The organism is Chryseobacterium sp. Leaf394, assembly GCF_001424105.1.
Taxonomy (GTDB): Bacteria; Bacteroidota; Bacteroidia; order Flavobacteriales; family Weeksellaceae; genus Chryseobacterium.
Window position 1 is genome coordinate 157,921 of the sequence record NZ_LMQH01000010.1, and the last position, 16,471, is coordinate 174,391.

A 16,471-nucleotide genomic window follows, 5' to 3' on the forward strand; every position below is an offset into this window, starting at 1 on the left:
GAAAAGATTATGTACTTGAGCCCCGTTCCTATCTTTCAATTCCTGTGATAGCAGGAGAGATTTATACCATTTCTACCAAAAAACTTTTAGGATCAACGCTTAAATTTCAGGTGAAAGACCAAAATTCTTCTTATTATTTTCAGGCTTCATCTTCAAAAGTGAAGGCCGATGAATCGGGAGTGGGAGGTTTGAATTTAAAATCCGGAGATCTCGTAGGGCTCGAAAGTTCGTACGGTGATTTTTTAAGAACAGTTTATTCCAGAAAATAAAATAAGGCTCAGAGAATTATCTCTGAGTTTTTTGTTTCAGGTGAATATGTCCAGTTTGTTTTTGTTGATGAATCTAAAAAAGATTAAATCAAAAAATCGGTTTAACCACAAAAGTTAATTTCAGGCTGGAAAGTTTTTTTAAATCTGCTCAAAAAGACTTTCGTGGTCATTTTCATATTTCTTTCTTAGTCTGTGCTTGGCCTTTTTCACAGCATCAATAGTAACACCGAGAAGACGGGAAATTTCGGTGTTGTTCATATTTAATTTGATAAGAATAATGATCCGGAGATTCGAATCGGTAAGGTCGGGAAACTGCCTGTTGAGCTCCCTGTAATGGGAAGGATATTTTTGGATGAAAGCATTTCTGAAGTTTTTCCAGTTTTCATCCGTCATCAAATGGGATTCTAAAAGTTTCTGCAGATTACCGGACTCTTCTTCAAGTTCAGAATAGGAAGAGTTTTTTACATTTTGCATTTCCGTTTCCAGTTCTTCAATCTGTTTGTTTTTCTCAGAAAGATACACTTGGTAAGACTGCAGTGTTTTGTGGGTTTCGCTGAGTTTATTTTCAGATTTTATTTTTTCAATCATCAGGGTAAGCACTTTTTTTTCGTACTCTCCTTTTTTACTTGTCATCTTGTGGCGGTAAGACCGGATAATAAATACCATAAGAATAAGCAGCATGCAGGAAAGCACAATTGCGGAAATCTTTAAATAGGATTCTTTCTCCAGTTCTGCTTCATCCATTTCAGCCTTCATTTGAAGTTGCTTCTTTTGCGACTCCCAGCCAACCCGCAGCACGGTTTCTTTTGCATCAAAATCCATCAGTGAATCTTTCAGTTTTTCGAGTCTTCGTCTTGCCGTGAGTTCCTGCTGATCGTCACCTTTTATTTTGGCAATTTTCAAAACCGTTTCGTTGATCTCATATTCGAAACTTCTGAAATGAGATTTTGATGTGGCATATTTCTTTGCTTCTTCAAGATGCTTTTCTGCATTTTTGATATCGCCTTTTTCAAAGTATACATTACTTAATAAGTTTAAAGCAAACATTGTATTCTGATCACTCTGATGTTTCTCCGAAATTGCAATATCCTTCTCAAGTAGAGTAATGGCTTTATCATAATTTTTACGCTTCAGTTCAAGATCTGCAAGACTTCCGAGAGCTTTGGCATAACGAACGTGGTCACTGGCTTTTTGAGCGGTTGAGAGCGTTTTTCTGAAATAGTTTTCCGCTTCGTTATAATTTTTCTTTTTCAGACTGCAGAATCCGAGATTGTTGAGGATGCCGGCTACGTCATCTTTTCCGGGATTTGCGTACTGAAGAGCTTTTTTTAAAAATTCTTCCGCTTTCTCATTATCGTTGGTTGTTGTAAGAAAATAGGCGATTTTTTTGTAGGTTTCGCTGACCTGGATCACCTGCTCATCATTACCTTTTTCCAAAGCTTCGATACAGTACATAAATAGGGGAAAGCATTTCTCGTACCTCCGGTAAGTGTAAAAATAAAACGCGTAATTAAGCGAAACCCAAATGGTAAGATCTGATCTTTTTTCAGATTTGGAGATTCTGAGGGCATTTTCAAATAGAGTGGTGCTGACATTATTAAGTTTGTCTTTTTCGTCTGCATATTTCAAAGCAGAAAAAACATTGTTTACCACTGTCTCTGCATTTTTGCCTGAAAGACCATGGCCGGCAATTGCAGAGTTGAGATATAACTTAAAATCCTTCGTGCTTTTATCTGAAAAAGCATTCCTGTTTTCTGCAATTTTTTCAATTGCTTTTTTGTCTGAGGGTGAATAGCTGTCATGCACAAATGTATTTCCACTTGCGATGGCTCCGAGAATAACGAAAAACAGAACAGTTAAAGCTTTGGTCATACCTTTATTTTTATCAGCATTATTGTTGCCGGCATCGTTTATTCTCATGAACATCAGTCTTTGATCAGGCGAATATTATAATTTTCAACATATAATACGCTGTAAATCAAAGTTGTACTAAATGTCCACCCATTTGTCCACCCAACAGTTTTGCGCTGGCAGTAAAGTTAACATAATTTTGTAACAGCTTAAAGGAGTAGAATATCTTTCTTTGATAGTTTAATTTAAACAAATTAAATATAATAAAAGATGTTAATCCTGCTAAAATTAATGAACTAATAACCACGTTTATTTTTTACGCATGTAGATTCTACTGATACAAATGATGAAAATTGCTACACTTATTCGTTCCCGGGTAAGTGTTTTTTATTGTAATTCATAAAAAAGTTTTAAATACTTAGCAGCGAATAATTTATAATTGTTTTTGAAATTTTCTGTCAGTCACTCTCCGTTTTCACCGCTTCCACAAATTCAATTACTCTGATAAGGGCTCTTTTTTTTCTTTGAATTTTCACTAAAAAACGTAAATCACTAAAAATCAAAATATTTTGTAATAAATGTTTGGTGATTTGAAAATTATTCCTAAATTTGCACACTCATTTTAGGGGAGGAGTATGCCCAATTCAAACTTGGAAATTACTTGAGAACCCGGAAATGATTATAGATACAAGAAAATTTTATAACATATTATATAAATAATGTCAGGTATTATTGGAAAAAAAATCGGGATGACTTCTCTGTTTGACGAAAACGGCAAAAATATGCCGTGTACCGTTATTCAGGCTGGTCCTTGCTCGGTTTTACAGGTCAGAACCATTGAAAAGGACGGATACAAATCTGTTCAGTTAGGTTTCGATGACAAGAGTGAAAAGAACGTTGGTAAAGCGTTAGCCGGCCATTTTAAAAAGGCTGGTTCTGCTCCTAAAGCTAAGTTGGTAGAATTCTACAGAGAATTCGTTGATACTGTAAGCGTAGGAGATGAAGTAAAAGTAGATTTATTCGCTGAAGGTGAATTTGTAGACGTTACAGGAACTTCAAAAGGTAAAGGTTTCCAGGGTGTTGTTAAAAGACATGGCTTTGGAGGTGTAATGCAGGCAACTCACGGTCAGCACAACAGACTTAGAGCTCCAGGTTCTATCGGTGCTGGATCAGATCCTTCAAGAGTATTCAAGGGGATGAGAATGGCTGGAAGAATGGGAGGTAAGCAGGTAACTGTACAAAACCTTCAGGTATTAAAAGTGGATCAAGAACAAAATCTTTTAGTAGTAAAAGGTGCTGTTCCGGGAGCTAAAAATTCTTATGTAATTATCAGAAAATGGAACTAGTAGTATTAAATACATCAGGAAAAGAAACCGGAAAAAAAGTAACTCTAGACGAAACAGTATTCGGAATTGAGCCAAATAAGCACGCGGTTTACTTAGAAGTAAAACAATATCTTGCTGCACAGCGTCAAGGTACTCATAAATCAAAAGAAAGAAGCGAAATTACAGCTTCTACTAAGAAACTTAAGAAGCAAAAAGGATCTGGTTCTGCCAGATACGGTGATATTAAATCTCCTACTTTCAGAGGTGGAGGTAGAGTATTCGGTCCTAAGCCAAGAGACTACAGATTCAAATTGAACAAAGCTCTTAAGAGATTAGCTAAAAAATCTGTTCTTTCTCAGAAAATGAGAGACAACAGCATCAGAATTGTTGAAGGACTGAGCATTGCTGCTCCTAAAACTAAAGATTTCGTTACAGTATTGAATGCTTTGGCATTGAATGACAAGAAGTCTTTATTCATTCTTCCTGATACAAACAAGAATGTGTATTTATCTTCAAGAAATTTACCTAAAACTAAGGTGATGAAATTCAACGAAATTTCTTCTTATGACCTTATGAATGCAGGTGAGATCGTTTTCTTAGAAGGTGCAGTAGAAAAATTCCAGGAAAATTTAAAGAAATAAATCATGTCACTAATTATTAAACCAGTTATCTCAGAAAAGGCTAATTACCTTACAGATTTAAGAGGTACTTATTCTTTCTTGGTAAACCCAAAGGCGAATAAGATCCAGATAAAAAAAGCTGTGGAAGCGGCTTACGGTGTAAAAGTAGCAGACATTAACACAATGATTTATGCTCCGAAGGTTTCTTCGAAATACACTAAGAAAGGTCTTCAAGTAGGAAAGACAAACAAATTGAAAAAAGCGGTAATCAAGCTTGTAGAAGGTGACGTTATCGATATTTTCGCTGTAAATTAATTATTAATTATAAATAATAGTAATGTCTGTTAGAAAATTAAAACCTATCACCCCAGGACAGAGATTCAGAGTTGTAAACAATTTTGAGGAAATTACTACCAACAAACCGGAGAAATCTCTTACAGTTGGTATTAGTAAGTCAGGTGGACGTAACCAAACTGGTAAAATGACCATGCGTTACACCGGAGGTGGACACAAAAAGAAATACAGAATTATCGACTTCAAAAGAAACAAGCATGATGTTGAAGCAACGGTAAAAACTGTAGAGTACGATCCAAACAGAACTGCTTTCATCGCTTTGGTGGAATATGCAGACGGAGAGAAGAGATACATCATCGCTCCAAACGGGATCAAAGTAGATCAGAAGATCATTTCAGGAGAAAGCGTAGAGCCGAACATCGGTAACGCAATGAAACTGAAAAACATTCCTTTGGGAACTGTGATTTCTTGTATCGAGATGAAGCCTGGTCAAGGTGCAATCTTAGCAAGAAGTGCTGGTTCTTCAGCTCAATTAACTTCAAGAGACGGTAAATATGCAATCGTGAAATTGCCTTCAGGAGAATCAAGAATGATCCTTACTGAATGTTATGCAATGGTTGGATCTGTTTCAAACGGAGATCATCAGTTAACTGTATCAGGTAAGGCTGGTAGAAGCAGATGGTTAGGTAGAAGACCAAGAACAAGACCGGTTGTAATGAACCCTGTAGATCACCCAATGGGAGGTGGTGAAGGTCGTTCTTCAGGAGGTCACCCAAGATCTAGAAACGGTATGCCTGCTAAAGGTTACAAAACCAGAAAGAAAAACAAAGCGTCTAACCGTCATATCATATCTAAACGTAAATAATTATGGCAAGATCACTTAAAAAAGGACCATTCATTCATCATACTTTAGATAAGAAGGTTCAGACAAATATAGAAGCTAATAAGAAAACAGTTATCAAAACTTGGTCTAGAGCATCGATGATCTCTCCGGACTTCGTAGGGCAAACTATTGCTGTGCACAACGGGAAAGCATTTATCCCTGTATATGTTACAGAAAACATGGTAGGTCACAAGTTAGGCGAATTTTCTCCAACAAGATCTTTCAGAGGTCATGGTGGTAACAAAAACAAAGGTAGCAGATAATCATGGGATCAAGAAAAAGAGAAAGTGCATTAGCACGTAAATTAACTAATCAGGATGTAGCGAAAGCGTTACACAACGATTGCCCTTCTTCTCCAAGAAAAATGAGATTAGTAGCTGATATCATCAGAGGAGTAGAGGTTGAAAAAGCTTTAAGCATTCTAAAATATTCTAAAAAAGACGCGTCAAACAAATTGGAGAAAGTTTTACTTTCTGCAATGGCAAACTGGCAGTCTAAAAACGAAGGTGCTGATATTGAAGAGGCAAACCTTATCGTTAAAGAAATTTTTGTAGACAGTGCAAGACAATTGAAGAGACTTAGACCTGCTCCACAAGGTAGAGGGTATAGAATCAGAAAGAGATCAAACCACATTACACTAATCTTAGGTACAAAAGAAAATTAATCAAGGTATGGGACAGAAGACAAATCCAATTGGTAACAGATTAGGTATCATCAGAGGATGGGATTCTAACTGGTTTGGCGGAAAGAATTATGGAGACAGAATCGCTGAAGACTACAAAATCAGAAGATACCTTGAAGCTAGATTATCTAAAGGTGGAATTTCAAGAATTTATATTGAAAGAACATTAAAGTTAGTTACAGTTACAATCACTACTGCCAGACCGGGATTAATCATCGGGAAAGGTGGACAGGAGGTTGACAAACTGAAAGAAGAGTTGAAAAAATTGACTAAAAAGGATATTCAGATCAACATCTTCGAAATCAAAAGACCTGAGCTTGATGCAGTATTAGTTGCAGACAGCATTGCAAAGCAGATCGAAAACAGAATCTCTTACAGAAGAGCAGTTAAGATGGCTATCGCAGGTACAATGAGAATGGGTGCAGAAGGTATCAAAGTTCAGATCTCTGGTAGATTGAACGGTGCTGAAATGGCAAGATCAGAATCTTTCAAAGACGGAAGAATTCCATTGTCTACTTTCAGAGCAGATATCGATTACCACATCGGTGAAGCATTGACTCAGTACGGAAAATTAGGTGTGAAAGTTTGGATCATGAAAGGCGAAGTTTACGGTAAAAGAGAACTTTCTCCTCTAGTGGGACAACAGAAAAAAGGAGGTCAGTCTGGAGACAGAAGAGAAAACCGTGGAAACGGTGGAGACAGAGACAACAGAAGACCTAGAAGAAACAACAACAATAACAATAATAATTAAAATTTTAGATTAGAAATTTTGCATTTTAAATTACCGTTACTTTTTTAAAATAAAAAACATCTAAAATCTAAAATCTAAAATCTAAAATTTAGAAATTATGTTACAACCAAAAAGAACCAAGTTCCGTAGAGTACATAAGATGAAAATGAAGGGGATTGCTCAGAGAGGTAATCAACTTGCTTATGGAACTTTCGGGATCAAAGCTACAGAAGGCGCTTGGATCACGGCAAGACAGATTGAAGCTGCGCGTATCGCTGCTACAAGATATATGAAGAGAGAAGGTCAACTATGGATCAAAATCTTCCCGGATAAACCAATTACCAAAAAACCAGCCGAAGTACGTATGGGTAAAGGTAAAGGTGCCGTGGAATATTGGGTAGCTGTAGTAAAACCAGGTAAAATCATGTTCGAAGTTGGAGGTGTACCTTACGATATCGCTAAGGAAGCTCTTAGACTTGCAGCTCAGAAATTACCTATCGTTACTAAATTTATCGTTGCTAACGATTTTGTTAAACCTCTTTAATCTTTGTATACAATGAAAAAAGCTGATATTAAAAATTTAAGCGCGGGTGATATTCAAAATCAATTAACTGAAGCAAAAGCTCAATATTCAAAACTGAAATTGGCTCACGCAATCAGCCCGATTGAAAACCCGATTCAAATCAAAGATTTGAGAAAGACAATCGCTAGACTAAACACGGAGTTAACTAACAAACAATAATCCTTTTTACAATGGATAGAAATTTAAGAAAAGAAAGAATCGGAGTGGTTTCCAGCAATAAAATGGAAAAAACTATTGTTGTTAGCGAAACTACAAGAGTAAAGCACCCGATGTACGGTAAATTCGTTTTGAAAACGAAAAAATATACTGCACACGACGAAAACAACGAATGCAACGAAGGAGATACAGTTCTTATTTCTGAAACAAGACCTTTGAGCAAGAGCAAGAGATGGAGATTAGTAAGAATCATTGAAAAAGCTAAGTAATAATGTTACAAACAGAATCAAGATTAAAAGTTGCTGATAATACAGGTGCAAAAGAAGTACTAGTTATCAGAGTTCTGGGAGGAACCAGAAGAAGATATGCTTCAGTTGGTGATAAAATCGTTGTTACAATCAAAGATTCTACACCATCAGGAAACGCTAAAAAAGGTCAGGTATCTAAAGCTGTAGTAGTAAGAACTAAAAAAGCAGTAAGAAGAAAAGATGGTTCATACATCAAATTCGACGACAACGCTTGTGTATTGCTAAACGCAGCAGGAGAAATGAGAGGTACACGTGTTTTCGGACCCGTTGCCCGTGAGTTGAGAGACAAAGAATATATGAAAATCATTTCATTAGCTCCTGAAGTACTTTAATATTTAAAATTTTAAAAAAATGTCAAAGTTAAAAATAAAAAGAGGAGATAACGTAATCGTAACTACCGGAAAGAAAGATCTTAAAGGGAAAACAGGTGAAGTTATTGAAGTGATCAAAAAAGAAGGAAGAGACCCTAGAGTTATCGTTGCAGGTCTTAACATCGTTAAAAAACACGTTAAGCCTTCAGCTTCTAATCCTCAAGGAGGAATTACTGAAAAAGAAGCTTCAATTCATATCTCAAACGTAGCTTTAGTTGGTAAAGACGGTAAAGCTATCAAAATCGGTTACAAAATCGACGGAGATAAGAAAGTGAGAATCAACAAGCAAACGGGTGAAACTTTATAATTTTAAATAACACATGGAATATATAGCAAGACCCATAGTAGCTTACAAAGAGAAAATTGTTCCTGCAATGATGGAAGAATTTGGCTACAAATCAGTAATGCAGGTACCTAGATTAGAGAAAATTGTTATCTCTCAAGGTTTAGGTGATGCTACAGCAGATAAGAAAATCATCGATTATGCTGTGGAAGAACTTACAAACATCACAGGTCAGAAAGCTGTTGGTACTATCTCTAAGAAAGATGAGGCTGCTTTCAAATTAAGAAAAGGTATGCCTGTAGGTGCTAAGGTTACTCTTAGAGCTACAAGAATGTACGAATTCTTAGACAGACTTACTTCTTCCGCTTTACCACGTATCAGAGATTTCTCTGGTATCAAAGCTGAAGGTTTCGATGGTAGAGGAAACTATAACTTAGGTATTACTGAGCAAATCATTTTCCCTGAGATCGTAATCGACAAAGTGAAAAAAATCCAGGGGATGGACATCACTTTCGTTACTACAGCGAAAACAGATAAAGAAGCTAAAGCATTATTAACTCACTTCGGTTTACCGTTCAAAAAGAACTAAGAAATGGCTAAAGAATCAATGAAAGCGCGTGAGCGCAAAAGAGAAGCTACTGTAGCGAAATACGCTGAGAAAAGAAAAGCTCTTAAAGAAGCTGGTGATTACGAAGGACTTCAGAAATTGCCTAAAAATGCTTCTCCTGTAAGATTACACAACAGATGTAAACTGACAGGCAGACCAAGAGGATACATGAGAACGTTCGGTATTTCCAGAGTAACTTTCAGAGAAATGGCAAACAACGGTCTTATCCCAGGGGTTAAGAAAGCTAGTTGGTAAGCAATAAAAATTTTTACAGCTGACTTCTATATTTTATAAGTCAGCTGTATTTTAATAAATAGAGCACAGAATTAAGTCGCTTAGAGTCAGAGAAAAAAAATAAATAGTATTAATTTTTTTTGTACTTTTGCACCCGCTCAGGGAAATTATTGTTTCTCTGGGGACTAATCTTCGTTTTGGCTATGTTTATTAGAATTAAATGAAATTAAAAAAATCAAAGTGACAATTAAGTTGTTAAGATACTGAGGGTAAAGAGATTTGGCGAAGAAACTTTCGGAGCCATACAGTCTTTAATCTTCAAGTCTTTTCAATACTGACTGTCATTAACCAATAATTTAAAACAAAGAAATGGTAACAGATCCAATTTCAGATTTCCTGACTAGAGTAAGGAACGCACAAAGCGCAGGCCACAAAGTGGTGGAAATTCCTGCATCGAAAATCAAAAAGGAGATTACTAAGATCTTATTTGATCAGGGTTATATCTTAAACTACAAGTTTGAGGAGAGCGCTGTTCAGGGAACGATCAAAATCGCTTTGAAGTACGACAAGCAAACCAGCAAACCGGCAATCAAGAGCATTCAAAGAGCTTCAAGACCAGGTTTGAGACAGTACAAAGGTTCAGGTGAACTTCCAAGAGTACTAAACGGTTTGGGTATTTCTATCATCTCTACTTCTAAAGGAGTAATGACTGATAAGAAAGCTAGAGAAGAAAAAGTAGGCGGTGAGGTAATCTGCTATGTTTATTAATTTTTAATCAAAGGAAAATGTCAAGAATTGGTAAAGCAATTATAACAATTCCAGCAGGAGTTACAATCACTGAGAAAGAAGGTGTAGTAACTGTAAAAGGTCCAAAAGGAGAACTTTCTCAGGAGCTTACTGGTGGAGTTACTATTGAGCAAAACGACGGTCAGCTTACTGTAAGCAGACCATCTGACGCTAAACAACACAGAGCATTGCACGGTTTGTACCGCGCGTTGATCAACAACATGGTTTTGGGAACTACAGAAGGTTTCACAAAAAAATTAGAACTGGTAGGGGTAGGATACAGAGCTTCACACGCAGGTCAAAAACTTGAGTTAGCTTTAGGATTCTCTCACGGTATCGTTTTAGAAGTTCCAAAGGAAGTAATCATCGATACATTGACTGAAAAAGGTAAAAACCCAATTATTACTTTAACTTCTCACGACAACCAACTTTTAGGAATGGTTGCTGCAAAGATCAGATCTTTCAGAAAACCTGAACCGTACAAAGGAAAAGGTGTAAGATTCGTAGGAGAAATTGTTAGACGTAAAGCTGGTAAATCTGCTTAATAAATTTTAAGAAAATGGCACTAAGTAAATTAGAAAAAAGAATAAGAATCAAAAGAAGAGTAAGAGGAAAAATCTCTGGATCTGCTGATTTGCCAAGATTATCTGTATACAAGAGTAATAAGGAAATTTACGCTCAGTTAATCGACGATAAAGACGGTAAAACTTTAGCATCAGCTTCTTCAAGAGAGAAGGGTGCAGCTACCGGAACAAAAAGTGAAATTTCTGCCGCAGTAGGTAAAGCTATCGCTGCTAAAGCAATCGCTGCAGGAATTGAAAATATTGTATTTGATAGAAACGGTTTCGTATACCACGGTAGAGTGAAAGCTCTTGCTGACGGTGCGAGAGAAGGTGGACTTAAATTCTAATCATTAAATTTCGGAAATATGTTAGGACTAGATAATATAGAAAGAGTAAAACCGGGAGGATTAGAACTTAAAGATCGTCTCGTTGCTGTAAATAGAGTAACAAAAGTAACCAAAGGAGGTAGAGCTTTCGGATTTTCTGCAATTGTTGTAGTAGGTGACGAAGCTGGAACTATCGGTTTTGGTTTAGGAAAATCCAAGGAAGTTGCTTCTGCTATCGCTAAGGCTGTAGAAGATGCTAAGAAAAACTTAGTAAAAGTTCCTGTAATGAACCATACGATTCCTCACCAGACTTCTGCAAGATACGGTGGTGCTGATATCTTCATGAGACCTGCTTCTCACGGTACAGGACTTATCGCCGGTGGTGCGGTAAGAGCGGTATTGGAATCTGCTGGTATTCACGATATCCTTTCAAAATCTAAAGGATCTTCAAACCCTCACAACGTAGTAAAGGCAACTTTCAAAGCGTTGTTAGACATCAGAAGACCAGAAGAGATCGCAAGAATGAGAGGGGTTTCTCTAACTAAAGTGTTTAACGGTTAATAAATAAACAATGGCAACAATTAAAGTAAAGCAAGTAAGAAGCGCTATTGGTAGAACAAAAACCCAAAAGAGAACGCTTGAAGCATTAGGATTTAAGAAACTTCACCAAGTTGTAGAGCACGAAGCTACGCCTTCTATCTTAGGAATGATCGCTGCAGTGAGTCACTTACTTGAAGTTCAAAAATAAATTGATTTGAAATTAGAAGTTTGAAATTTGAGATGCAGATCTCTGTTCAAATTTCTTATTTTCACTTGAAATTGTAAAATTTCAAATATCAAATTTCAAATATCAAATTTTAATACAATGAATTTAAACAACATAAAACCAGCTGCAGGATCTACTTTCAATTCAAAGAGAATTGGTAGAGGTCAGGGTACCGGTAAAGGAGGTACTTCTACAAAAGGTCACAAAGGTCAGAAAGCAAGAGCTGGTTATTCTCAGAAAATCGGTTTCGAAGGTGGACAGATGCCTTTGCAGAGAAGATTACCGAAATTCGGTTTCAAAAATGTAAACAGAAAAGAGTTTAGAGGAATTAACCTTGATACTATCCAAACTTTAATCGAGAACAAATCTATCACTGGAGAGATCACGAGAGAAGTATTGATTGAAAACGGTTTAATTACTAAAAACGAATTAGTGAAAATTATGGGTAGAGGAGAATTGAAATCTGCGGTTTCAATCTCTGCTGACAAATTCACTAAATCTGCTGAGGAGTTGATCTCTAAAGCGGGAGGAAAAGCAATTACCTTATAATATTACTAATGAAAGAATTTATACAGACCCTCAAAAATATTTGGAGCTTAAAAGAGTTAAGAGAAAAAATTCTCTTTACTTTATTTATCATCCTTGTGTATAGATTCGCATCTTTCATCTCCTTACCTGCGATCAACCTTGCAGAAGTAGGAGATCTCTTAGAGCATTATAAAAATCAAGGCGGAAACAAGCAGGGAGCAGGTCTCCTTGGCTTGCTTTCGTCATTTACAGGAGGGGCGTTCAGCCACGCTTCTGTGATGGCGTTAGGTATCATGCCTTATATTTCTGCATCAATTATTGTTCAGCTGATGGGGATGGCAATTCCTTATCTTCAGAAATTACAGAAAGACGGAGAGTCTGGCAGAAACACACTGAATCAGATCACAAGATGGTTAACTATCGGAGTTTGTCTTGTACAGGCGCCTTCTTATTTAACTTCGATCACTCAGTTGTTCTTACCTTACGCTCAGTTCCAGTCTGCGTATTTCGTAGATCCTAATTCAATTATGTTCTGGTTACCAAGTATTGTAATCCTGGTAGGCGGTTCCGTATTTGCAATGTGGTTGGGTGAGAAAATCACCGACAAAGGTATCGGGAACGGTATTTCTATCCTTATTATGGTGGGAATCCTTTCAAGATTACCGGAAGCATTCGTACAGGAAATCGCTGTTCAGAACGGTAAAGGAGGTTTAGGTTCTATCATGATCATGGTTGAAGTTCTATTCTGGATGATAGTGGTTCTTTTAGCTGTTGTATTATCGGTGGCTGTAAGAAAAATTCCTATTCAGTATGTAAGCAGAGCTCAGGCAAGAGGAGGTGTAAATAAAAATCTAATGCAGGGTGCAAGACAGTGGATTCCGTTGAAAGTAAACGCAGCCGGTGTAATGCCGATTATCTTTGCTCAGGCATTGATGTTCGTACCTGGTTTGCTTACAAAAGTAGACGAGTCTAATACTTTCCTTGCAGGTTTTAAAAATGTATTCAGCTGGCAGTACAATGTATTGTTTGCGTTATTGATTATTATCTTTTCATTTTTCTATACAGCAATCACAATTCCGGTAAACCAAATGGCCGATGATCTGAAGAGACAGGGTGGTTTGGTACCAAAGGTAAGACCAGGGAAAGAGACTGCTGATTATTTGGATGATATATTATCAAAAATTACTTTGCCCGGTTCAATATTTTTAGCTATCTTTGCAGTCCTTCCGGCAATTGTGCATGGAAGCTTTGTTCAGACAGACGCTTTTGCCCTGTTTTTCGGTGGTACATCGCTGTTAATCATGGTGGGAGTAATATTAGATACTGTTCAACAGATCAATACTTATCTGCTAAATCATCATTATGATGGCTTGATGCAGTCTAAATTGTCAAGAACAACCGGATATTAATTTATGGCAAAACAAAAACATATTGAACAGGACGGTGTGATTACAGAAGCGCTATCCAATGCACAGTTTCGTGTAGAACTGGAAAACGGGCATATTCTTATTGCTCATATTTCAGGGAAGATGAGAATGCACTATATTAAACTCTTACCTGGTGATAAGGTAAAACTGGAAATGTCTCCTTATGATCTTTCAAAAGGGAGAATTACATTTAGATATTAAACAAATGCCAAATGGATGCAATATTCCGTTTGGCTATTGTTAAAGTATAAATATTTCAAATGAGATCGCAGATTCCATTTGGTAAATAAAGAAAAACAAAAATTTTCAAAATGAAAGTTAGAGCATCAATTAAAAAAAGAAGTGCTGATTGCAAAATCGTACGCAGAAAAGGTGTACTGTTTGTAATCAACAAGAAAAACCCAAAATTTAAACAAAGACAAGGTTAACATTAAATTATGGCGAGAATTTCAGGTATTGATTTACCAAAAAACAAAAGAGGAGTTATCGGTTTAACTTACATCTACGGAGTTGGAAGAAGTACATCTTCCGAAATCCTTAAGAACGCCGGTATCAGCGAAGACAAAAAAGTCAACGAATGGAATGACGATGAATTGGCTGCAATCAGAAATTATATCTCAGAAAACATCAAAGTAGAAGGAGAGCTTAGATCTGAAGTGCAATTGAACATTAAGCGATTAATGGACATAGGATGCCAACGAGGAATACGTCACAGACTTGGATTACCTTTAAGAGGCCAGAGAACGAAAAACAACTCTAGAACACGTAAAGGAAAGAGAAAAACTGTTGCTAACAAGAAAAAAGCTAGTAAATAATCGTTAGGAATTATGGCAAAACAAACTAAAGTAGTTAAAAAAAGAAAAGTAAAAGTTGAGGCTATTGGTGAAGCGCACATTCAGGCGTCTTTCAATAACATCATCATTTCTTTAACAAATAAAAACGGAGAGGTGATCTCTTGGGCTTCTGCCGGTAAAATGGGTTTCAGAGGTTCTAAAAAGAATACTCCTTTTGCTGCTCAAATGGCAGCTGAAAATTGCTCTGCTGTAGCTCACGAAGCTGGTTTAAGAAGAGTAAAGGTGTTTGTGAAAGGTCCTGGTGCAGGTAGAGAATCTGCTATCAGATCTATTCACAATTCAGGAATTGAAGTAAGCGAAATCGTTGATGTGACGCCTATGCCACACAACGGATGCAGACCACCAAAAAGAAGAAGAGTTTAATTTTTAGAATTTACCCATTATGGCAAGATATATTGGACCTAAAACTAAGATTGCTAGAAAGTTTGGTGCTGCAATCTACGGAGATGATAAAAACTTCGAGAAAAGAAAAAACCAACCGCCAGGACAACACGGTCCTAACAAAAGAAGAGGAGCAAAGAAATCTGAATATGCTGTTCAGTTAATGGAAAAGCAAAAAGCTAAATATACTTACGGTATTTTAGAAAGACAGTTTGCCAACCTTTTCGAAAAAGCACACAGAAGTAAAGGTGTTACAGGTGAAGTTCTGTTACAGCTTTGCGAATCAAGACTTGATAACGTTGTTTACAGATTAGGTTTTGCTAAAACAAGATCAGGAGCTAGACAGTTGACTTCACACAGACACGTAACTGTGAATGGTGAAATCCTGAACATTCCATCTTATTTGGTGAAAGCTGGTGATGTAATCGCTATTAGAGAAAAATCTAAATCTCTTGAAGTTGTAGCTGACGCTTTGGCAGCTAAATCAAACTACGAGTGGTTACAATTCAACGATGAGAAGAAAGAAGGTACCTTCATCACTGCTCCTGAAAGAATCCAGATTCCGGAAGACATCAAGGAACAGCTTATCGTCGAACTTTACTCTAAATAATTTTTTAATCAAATTTTTGCTCAACCCAACAATATGGCAATTTTACAATTCATAAAACCCGATAAAGTAATCCTACTTAACTCTGATGAATTTAAAGGTCAATTCGAATTTCGTCCTTTAGAACCAGGTTTCGGGCTTACAATCGGTAATGCTTTGAGAAGAGTGTTGCTTTCTTCTCTGGAAGGATACGCTATTTCATCTATCAAAATAGAAGGTGTAGAGCACGAATTTTCAACTATTCCGGGAGTAATCGAAGATGTTACCGAAATTATTCTTAACCTTAAACAGGTGAGATTGAAAGCTTCAGCAGAAAACCAGGCTAATGAGCAGGTAGTTGCTAAAGTTTCGGGGCAAACGGTTATTACAGCAGGAGATTTAGGTAAATCAATGACTGGTTTCGAGGTTTTAAACCCGGAATTGGTGATCTGTAACCTTAATTCTGATGTTTCTTTCGAAATTACTATCAATGTTGATAAAGGTAGAGGTTATGTTCCTTCAGAGCAAAACAAATCAAACAATGCACCAATCGGTACCATTGCTATTGATTCAATCTTTACACCAATCAAGAAAGTACAGTATAGTATTGAAAATTACCGTGTAGAGCAAAAAACAGACTACGAAAAACTTGTATTAGATATAGAAACTGATGGCTCTATCAGCCCTCAGAATGCTTTAACTGAAGCTTCTAAGATATTAATTTATCACTTCATGTTGTTCTCTGATGAGAGAATCACTCTGGAGACTGAAGCTGTGAAAGCATCTATCCAATACGATGAAGAAACGCTTCACACAAGACAGTTACTTAAGTCTAAATTAGCAGATATGGATCTTTCTGTAAGAGCCCTAAACTGTCTGAAAGCAGCTGAAGTAGAAACTCTTGGAGAATTGGTTTCTTACAGTAAGTCTGATTTGATGAAATTCAGAAATTTTGGTAAAAAATCTTTGACAGAACTAGAAGAATTGGTGCATTCAAAAGGTCTTAACTTCGGTTTTGACGTTGCAAAATATAAATTAGACGCTGATAATTAAATAAT

General features: G+C 36.7%; 28 protein-coding genes and 1 pseudogene. 28 read left to right on the forward strand and 1 reads right to left on the reverse strand.

What is annotated here, in order from left to right; all coding sequences use genetic code 11:
• Positions 1-269 (forward strand): annotated as a pseudogene (locus tag ASG21_RS20545) (hypothetical protein); the annotation flags it as partial.
• A 138-nt stretch (positions 270-407) separates the two neighbouring features.
• Here the strand turns inward: ASG21_RS20545 and ASG21_RS03465 are convergent.
• On the reverse strand, positions 408-2,189 hold the full coding sequence (locus tag ASG21_RS03465; protein ID WP_056075949.1) for a tetratricopeptide repeat protein: 1,782 nt from the start codon (positions 2,187-2,189) through the stop codon (positions 408-410).
• A gap of 650 nt (positions 2,190-2,839) precedes the next feature.
• Here ASG21_RS03465 and rplC point away from each other — a divergent pair.
• The 27 genes from rplC (at position 2,840) to ASG21_RS03595 (ending at position 16,466) form a co-directional block, all read left to right on the forward strand.
• Positions 2,840-3,466, forward strand: a complete 627-nt coding sequence (gene rplC / locus ASG21_RS03470; protein ID WP_056075952.1) for a 50S ribosomal protein L3 — start codon at positions 2,840-2,842, stop codon at positions 3,464-3,466.
• Positions 3,457-4,086, forward strand: a complete 630-nt coding sequence (gene rplD / locus ASG21_RS03475; RefSeq protein ID WP_056075955.1) for a 50S ribosomal protein L4 — start codon at positions 3,457-3,459, stop codon at positions 4,084-4,086. Before rplC ends, rplD begins: the two co-directional genes overlap by 10 nt.
• Positions 4,087-4,089: 3 nt before the next feature.
• Positions 4,090-4,380 (forward strand): 50S ribosomal protein L23, encoded by a 291-nt coding sequence (gene rplW, locus ASG21_RS03480; RefSeq protein WP_056026836.1) that lies wholly within the window; start codon positions 4,090-4,092, stop codon positions 4,378-4,380.
• 22 nt (positions 4,381-4,402) lie between these two features.
• Positions 4,403-5,224: a 50S ribosomal protein L2 gene (gene rplB / locus ASG21_RS03485; protein ID WP_056075959.1), complete on the forward strand. Its 822-nt coding sequence runs from the start codon at positions 4,403-4,405 to the stop codon at positions 5,222-5,224.
• 2 nt (positions 5,225-5,226) lie between these two features.
• On the forward strand, positions 5,227-5,505 hold the full coding sequence (gene rpsS / locus ASG21_RS03490; RefSeq protein WP_056075962.1) for a 30S ribosomal protein S19: 279 nt from the start codon (positions 5,227-5,229) through the stop codon (positions 5,503-5,505).
• 2 nt (positions 5,506-5,507) lie between these two features.
• Positions 5,508-5,906 (forward strand): 50S ribosomal protein L22, encoded by a 399-nt coding sequence (gene rplV / locus ASG21_RS03495; protein WP_056075966.1) that lies wholly within the window; start codon positions 5,508-5,510, stop codon positions 5,904-5,906.
• A 7-nt stretch (positions 5,907-5,913) separates the two neighbouring features.
• Complete coding sequence (gene rpsC, locus ASG21_RS03500) at positions 5,914-6,675, forward strand: 30S ribosomal protein S3 (RefSeq protein WP_056075970.1); 762 nt, start codon at positions 5,914-5,916, stop codon at positions 6,673-6,675.
• Between the two features lie 97 nt (positions 6,676-6,772).
• Positions 6,773-7,198: a 50S ribosomal protein L16 gene (gene rplP, locus ASG21_RS03505; RefSeq protein WP_056075973.1), complete on the forward strand. Its 426-nt coding sequence runs from the start codon at positions 6,773-6,775 to the stop codon at positions 7,196-7,198.
• A 12-nt stretch (positions 7,199-7,210) separates the two neighbouring features.
• A complete protein-coding gene (gene rpmC, locus ASG21_RS03510) occupies positions 7,211-7,396 on the forward strand; it encodes a 50S ribosomal protein L29 (protein WP_056075976.1) in 186 nt (61 codons plus the stop codon).
• A gap of 11 nt (positions 7,397-7,407) precedes the next feature.
• Complete coding sequence (gene rpsQ / locus ASG21_RS03515) at positions 7,408-7,662, forward strand: 30S ribosomal protein S17 (protein ID WP_034678021.1); 255 nt, start codon at positions 7,408-7,410, stop codon at positions 7,660-7,662.
• A gap of 2 nt (positions 7,663-7,664) precedes the next feature.
• Positions 7,665-8,033, forward strand: a complete 369-nt coding sequence (gene rplN / locus ASG21_RS03520; protein WP_002983226.1) for a 50S ribosomal protein L14 — start codon at positions 7,665-7,667, stop codon at positions 8,031-8,033.
• Positions 8,034-8,052: 19 nt separating this feature from the next.
• Complete coding sequence (gene rplX / locus ASG21_RS03525) at positions 8,053-8,379, forward strand: 50S ribosomal protein L24 (RefSeq protein ID WP_056075978.1); 327 nt, start codon at positions 8,053-8,055, stop codon at positions 8,377-8,379.
• 13 nt (positions 8,380-8,392) lie between these two features.
• Entirely contained in the window at positions 8,393-8,944 is a 552-nt protein-coding gene (gene rplE / locus ASG21_RS03530) for a 50S ribosomal protein L5 (protein WP_056026816.1), read from the forward strand.
• A gap of 3 nt (positions 8,945-8,947) precedes the next feature.
• Positions 8,948-9,217: a 30S ribosomal protein S14 gene (rpsN, locus tag ASG21_RS03535; RefSeq protein ID WP_047442254.1), complete on the forward strand. Its 270-nt coding sequence runs from the start codon at positions 8,948-8,950 to the stop codon at positions 9,215-9,217.
• A gap of 348 nt (positions 9,218-9,565) precedes the next feature.
• Positions 9,566-9,964 (forward strand): 30S ribosomal protein S8, encoded by a 399-nt coding sequence (gene rpsH / locus ASG21_RS03540; RefSeq protein ID WP_056026813.1) that lies wholly within the window; start codon positions 9,566-9,568, stop codon positions 9,962-9,964.
• A gap of 17 nt (positions 9,965-9,981) precedes the next feature.
• Complete coding sequence (gene rplF / locus ASG21_RS03545) at positions 9,982-10,527, forward strand: 50S ribosomal protein L6 (RefSeq protein ID WP_056075980.1); 546 nt, start codon at positions 9,982-9,984, stop codon at positions 10,525-10,527.
• Between the two features lie 14 nt (positions 10,528-10,541).
• Positions 10,542-10,892: a 50S ribosomal protein L18 gene (gene rplR, locus ASG21_RS03550; protein WP_056075982.1), complete on the forward strand. Its 351-nt coding sequence runs from the start codon at positions 10,542-10,544 to the stop codon at positions 10,890-10,892.
• 18 nt (positions 10,893-10,910) lie between these two features.
• Positions 10,911-11,432, forward strand: coding sequence for a 30S ribosomal protein S5 (gene rpsE, locus ASG21_RS03555; RefSeq protein WP_056075986.1), 522 nt, complete (start codon positions 10,911-10,913; stop codon positions 11,430-11,432).
• Positions 11,433-11,442: 10 nt separating this feature from the next.
• A complete protein-coding gene (gene rpmD / locus ASG21_RS03560; protein ID WP_007839493.1) occupies positions 11,443-11,619 on the forward strand; it encodes a 50S ribosomal protein L30 in 177 nt (58 codons plus the stop codon).
• A gap of 117 nt (positions 11,620-11,736) precedes the next feature.
• A complete protein-coding gene (gene rplO / locus ASG21_RS03565) occupies positions 11,737-12,186 on the forward strand; it encodes a 50S ribosomal protein L15 (RefSeq protein ID WP_056075989.1) in 450 nt (149 codons plus the stop codon).
• Between the two features lie 8 nt (positions 12,187-12,194).
• Complete coding sequence (secY, locus tag ASG21_RS03570) at positions 12,195-13,574, forward strand: preprotein translocase subunit SecY (RefSeq protein WP_056075992.1); 1,380 nt, start codon at positions 12,195-12,197, stop codon at positions 13,572-13,574.
• Positions 13,575-13,577: 3 nt separating this feature from the next.
• Positions 13,578-13,793 carry a translation initiation factor IF-1 gene (infA, locus tag ASG21_RS03575; RefSeq protein ID WP_027381317.1) on the forward strand — a complete coding sequence of 72 codons (216 nt, stop codon included), beginning with the start codon at positions 13,578-13,580 and terminating at the stop codon, positions 13,791-13,793.
• A gap of 110 nt (positions 13,794-13,903) precedes the next feature.
• Positions 13,904-14,020: a 50S ribosomal protein L36 gene (gene rpmJ, locus ASG21_RS19835; protein WP_007839480.1), complete on the forward strand. Its 117-nt coding sequence runs from the start codon at positions 13,904-13,906 to the stop codon at positions 14,018-14,020.
• Positions 14,021-14,029: 9 nt separating this feature from the next.
• The gene (gene rpsM / locus ASG21_RS03580) at positions 14,030-14,407 is read left to right on the forward strand and encodes a 30S ribosomal protein S13 (RefSeq protein WP_056026795.1); all 378 of its coding nucleotides are present in this window, start codon (positions 14,030-14,032) and stop codon (positions 14,405-14,407) included.
• 12 nt (positions 14,408-14,419) lie between these two features.
• Entirely contained in the window at positions 14,420-14,809 is a 390-nt protein-coding gene (gene rpsK / locus ASG21_RS03585) for a 30S ribosomal protein S11 (protein WP_034694697.1), read from the forward strand.
• A 19-nt stretch (positions 14,810-14,828) separates the two neighbouring features.
• Positions 14,829-15,437 carry a 30S ribosomal protein S4 gene (gene rpsD, locus ASG21_RS03590; protein WP_056075995.1) on the forward strand — a complete coding sequence of 203 codons (609 nt, stop codon included), beginning with the start codon at positions 14,829-14,831 and terminating at the stop codon, positions 15,435-15,437.
• A gap of 33 nt (positions 15,438-15,470) precedes the next feature.
• Positions 15,471-16,466: a DNA-directed RNA polymerase subunit alpha gene (locus ASG21_RS03595; protein ID WP_056075998.1), complete on the forward strand. Its 996-nt coding sequence runs from the start codon at positions 15,471-15,473 to the stop codon at positions 16,464-16,466.
• The last annotated feature ends 5 nt before the right edge of the window (positions 16,467-16,471 follow it).